The organism is Mycobacterium sp. TH-M82 (assembly GCF_057473605.1).
The window spans coordinates 1-3,746 of the sequence record NZ_JBYCKY010000183.1; the positions used below are offsets into that span (position 1 = coordinate 1).

Consider the following 3,746-nt stretch of genomic DNA (forward strand, 5'->3'; position numbering starts at 1 on the left):
TCGTAGTACTGGTGGTGCCGGTTGCCGAAGGTGACGTTGTTCATCGTTCCGGAGCCTTCGGCCTGCACCCCGAGCGCGCCGAGCAGCGCGCCGGTGATCTGCTGTGAGGTCTCCACGTTGCCGGCTACGACCGCGGCCGGATACGTCGGTGCGAGCAGCGACCCGGCCGGGACTTCGATGTGCAGTGGACGCAGGCAGCCGTCGTTGAGCGGTATCTCGTCGTCGACCAACGTCCGGGACACGTACAGCACCGCGGCGGCGGTCACCGAGGACGGCGCGTTGAAGTTCGTGCCCGACTGGGGTGAGGTTCCGGTGAAGTCGATCGTCGCGCTGCGGGTGGCGCGGTGCACGGCGATACGGACGACGATCACCGCACCGGAATCCGTCCGGTAGCGGTACTCGCCGCCGCCAAGGCGGTCGATGACGCGGCGCACCGCCTCTTCGGCGTTGTCCTGAACGTGGCGCATATAGCCCGAAACTACGTCAATACCCCAGTAAGATACCATCTTTCGGATCTCGTCGACGCCTTTCTGGTTGGCGGCGACCTGTGCGCGGAGGTCGGCGAGGTTGGTGTCGGGATCGCGGGATGCGAAATCTCCGTCGGTGAGCAGGCGCCGGGTCTCGGTTTCGCGGAACCGTCCGCCTTCCACCAGCAGCCAGTTGTCCAACAGCACGCCCTCCTCGCGGATCGTGTGACTGTTGGCGGGCATGGAACCGGGTGTGATGCCACCGATCTCAGCGTGGTGGCCCCTCGATGCGACGAAGAAGAGGACACGCTGGCCGGCCTCATCGAAAACCGGGGTGATCACGGTGATGTCCGGCAGGTGGGTGCCGCCGTGATAGGGGTCGTTGACCGCGTACACCTGACCGGGCTGCATGCGGACGCCGTTTCCCGAACGGCGCCGGATCACCTCCCTGACGGTGGCGCCCATCGAGCCGAGATGCACCGGGATGTGTGGCGCGTTGGCGATAAGGTTGCCGTCCGGATCGAATAAGGCACAGGAGAAATCCAGTCGCTCGCGGATGTTCACCGACTGGGCGGTTGCCTCCAGCCGCGCGCCCATCTGCTCGGCGATCGACATGAACAGGTTGTTGAAGATCTCCAGCCGGACCGGGTCGGCAGTGCTGTCCTCGGTGTCCGGATCCGGCGTTTCCAGGGCGGCGGTCCGCTGGATCAACAGGTGCCCGGTGTCGGTCATCGTCGCCCGCCAGCCGTCGTCGACAACGGTGGTGGCGTTGGCCTCGGTGATCATCGCCGGGCCGGCCACGGTGTCCGCCGGTCGCATGAGCTCCCGCCGATGCAGCGGTGCGTCGACCCACCCGCCACCCCGGTAGAGCCGGATGGTTGTGGTCTGCTGCCCGGTGCCGATGGGCGGGTCGGCGTCCCAACAGGACAGATCGGGTTGTTCGGCAAGCCCGATCGCCTCGACCGTGACCGCACCGGCGATCAGCGGGCGGTCCATCACGAACGAGTACATCCGGTGATGCACTGCCTCGAACTCCGCCTCCATGACCCCGATTTCACCGAGCTCGACCGGGATCGCGGTGTCGGTTCCGTCGTAGCGGAGATGTACGTGGCGAGCCACCCGGATCGATCCGCTCGCGACGCCCTGGTCGGTGAGGTCGGCACGCGCCGTCTGCTCGAGTGAGTCCGCGACACCGGTCAACTTCGCCAAAGTGCCGCAGGTGAGCCGGATTTCCAGGGAATGCTCGCGCATAGCGACGGTATCGGCCAGCCCGATGCCCAGCGCGGAAAGCACACCGGCCATCGGCGGCACCAGCACCGTGCGCATACCGAGTTCGTCGGCGACCGCGCACGCGTGCTGGCCCCCGGCACCGCCGAACGTGGTCAGCACGTAGCGGGTGACGTCATGTCCCTTCTGGATGGAGATCTTCTTGACCGCGTTGGCCATGTTGGCCACCGCGATCCGCAGGAACCCCTCGGCGACCTGTTCCGGTGAACGCCCGTCGCCGGTGTGCGCCCGGATTTCGCCGGCCAGGGCGGTGAAGCGGCGCCGCACGATCTGGTCGTCGAGCGGCTGGTCGCCGCCCGGCCCGAAGACGGCCGGGAAGTAGGCGGGCTGGATGCGGCCGAGCATCACGTTGGCGTCGGTGACGGTCAGCGGGCCGCCGCGGCGGTAGCAGGCCGGGCCGGGGTCCGCACCCGCCGAGTCCGGCCCCACCCGGTAGCGGCTGCCGTCGAACCGCAGGATCGACCCGCCGCCCGCGGCGACGGTGTGGATGTCCAGCATCGGAGCCCGCAGTCGCACGCCGGCAACCTCGGTGGTGAACACCCGCTGGTATTCGCCCGCATAGTGCGACACATCGGTGGAGGTGCCGCCCATGTCGAAGCCGATGACGTGGTCGAACCCGGCCAGCGCCGACATCCGAACCATGCCGACGATGCCACCGGCGGGGCCGGAGAGGATCGCGTCCTTGCCCCGGAAGTGATGGGCCTCGGCCAGGCCGCCGTTGGACTGCATGAACATCAGGCGAACGTCGGACAGTTGGTCGGCCACCCGGTTGACGTAGCGGCGCAGCACCGGCGACAGATAGGCGTCGACCACGGTGGTGTCCCCGCGCGGAACCAGTTTCATCAACGGGCTGACCTGGCAGGACAGCGAGATCTGGGTGAAGCCGACCTGTTCGGCCAGCTTGCCGATCTGCCGCTCGTGCTCCGGGTACAGATAGCTGTGCATACACACCACCGCGACGGCACGGATCCCGTCGGCGTGCGCCCGCCGCAGCTGGTCGCCGAGCGCTTCGAGATCGGGCGCCCGCAACACCGTGCCGTCGGCGGTGACCCGTTCGTCGACCTCGACGGTGCGCTCGTAGAGCGGCTCGGGTACCACGATGTGCCGGTCGAAGATGCGTGGCCGGTTCTGGTAGCCGATGCGCAGCGCGTCGCCGAAACCGCGGGTGATCACCAGCAGCGTGCGCTCTCCGGTGCGCTGCAGCAGCGCGTTGGTCGCGACGGTGGTGCCCATCCGCACCGTGTCGACCAGCTGGGCCGGGATCGGGGTGTCCGCACCGATTTCCAGCAGAGCGCGGATCCCGGCCACGGCGGCATCGCGGTAACGCGACGGGTTCTCGGACAGCAGTTTGTGTGTCGACAGGCTCCCGTCCGGTCGGCGCGCCACAATGTCGGTGAACGTACCGCCCCGGTCAACCCAGAACTGCCACCCAGCCACGCTCACATTGTGCCCGTGTGCGCCGGCTCCACCGGTTATGCGGCAATGCCGTTGAGGTCGGTCAGCACGTCCTCGGAAAGGCTCAACTCGGCGGCAGCGACGTTATCCCGCAGATGCGCGACCGACGATGTGCCGGGGATCAACAAGATGTTCGGGGAGCGGCGGAGCAGCCACGCCAGCGCGACGGCAAACGGTGTCGTGTCGAGCCGGGTGGCGACGGTGTGCAGCGTGTCGGACTGCAGCGGGGTGAAGCCACCGAGCGGGACGACTGGCACATAGGCGATGCCTTGCGCGGCAAGCGAATCGACGAGGTCATCATCGACTCGGTGGGCAAGGTTGTAGTGGTTCTGCACGCAGACAATCGGCGCGATCGATTGGGCCTCAGCGACCTGTTCGGCGGTGACGTTGCTGACCCCGAGATGTCTGATCAGTCCCTCCTGCTGCAGTTGCGCGAGTGCGGTGAACGGCTCGGCGATCGAGCCCGGCTCCGGGTTGGCGAACCCGCCGACGCGCAGGTTGACGACATCGAGTTTCTCCAGGTCGAGGTTTGCCAGG

2 protein-coding genes are annotated in these 3,746 nt (G+C 67.6%); both read right to left on the reverse strand.

Features of this window, described 5'->3' with window-relative positions; all coding sequences use genetic code 11:
* The coding region (locus tag AC2VON_RS05500) for a hydantoinase B/oxoprolinase family protein (protein ID WP_486952031.1) at positions 1–3,197 on the reverse strand (3,197 nt) is incomplete at its 3' end.
* 29 nt (positions 3,198–3,226) lie between these two features.
* The coding region (locus AC2VON_RS05505) for an oxidoreductase (protein WP_486952032.1) at positions 3,227–3,746 on the reverse strand (520 nt) is incomplete at its 5' end.